Origin of the sequence: Mycobacterium sp. 852002-10029_SCH5224772 (assembly GCF_001667315.1) — a bacterium.
Classification (GTDB): domain Bacteria; phylum Actinomycetota; class Actinomycetes; order Mycobacteriales; family Mycobacteriaceae; genus Mycobacterium.
On record NZ_LZHT01000078.1, the window covers coordinates 1 to 688 of the forward strand.

The following is a 688-nucleotide window of genomic DNA, read 5'->3' on the forward strand; positions in this document are numbered from 1 at the left end:
AGCGCCTCGAGCGCGCCGGCGGCGGGTCCGCGTACCCGGGCACACCTTGATCAACGAACTACGCGCCCAGGCCACCACGACAGAGCTGGGCGACACGCTGGGGCGTGCGTTGGCCGAGCGGTTACGCATCACCACCGCCGATGCCGGGCGCCGGGTGGCCGAGGCCGCCGATCTCGGGCAGCGTCGTGCGCTGACCGGGGAGTTGTTGGCGCCCACCTTGGGGGCCACCGCGGCCGCCCAACGCCAGGGATTGATCGGCGATGGGCATGTGCGGGTGATTCGCGGGTTTTTTGCCGACCTGCCCTACGAGATCGACGCCTGCACCCGCGAGGACGCCGAGGCCGATCTGGCGCGTCAGGCCAGCAGGTTTCGCCCCGATGAGTTGGGCCAATACGCCCGCCGGGCGATGGGCTGGCTCAACCCCGACGGGAAACTCAATGATGCCGAACGTGCCCGCAAGCGCGGCATCACCATCGGGGCCCAGCACTACGACGGCATGTCACCCATCCGCGGGTATCTGACCCCCGAGGCGCGCGCCACGTTCGAACCCGTGCTGGCCAAACTCGGGGCCCCCGGGGCGTGTAACCCCTACGATGAGGTTCCCCTCATCGATGAGGTTCCTGATGAGGATGCGGCGCGCCGCGATATGCGCAGCCCGGCGCAACGCAATCACGACGCCCTGCTGGCC

At 69.8% G+C, this 688-nt stretch carries 1 protein-coding gene; it reads left to right on the forward strand.

The window, feature by feature from the left end:
• Positions 1-688: DUF222 domain-containing protein (locus A5775_RS13670; protein ID WP_156660689.1), on the forward strand; the 688-nt coding region annotated here is incomplete at both ends.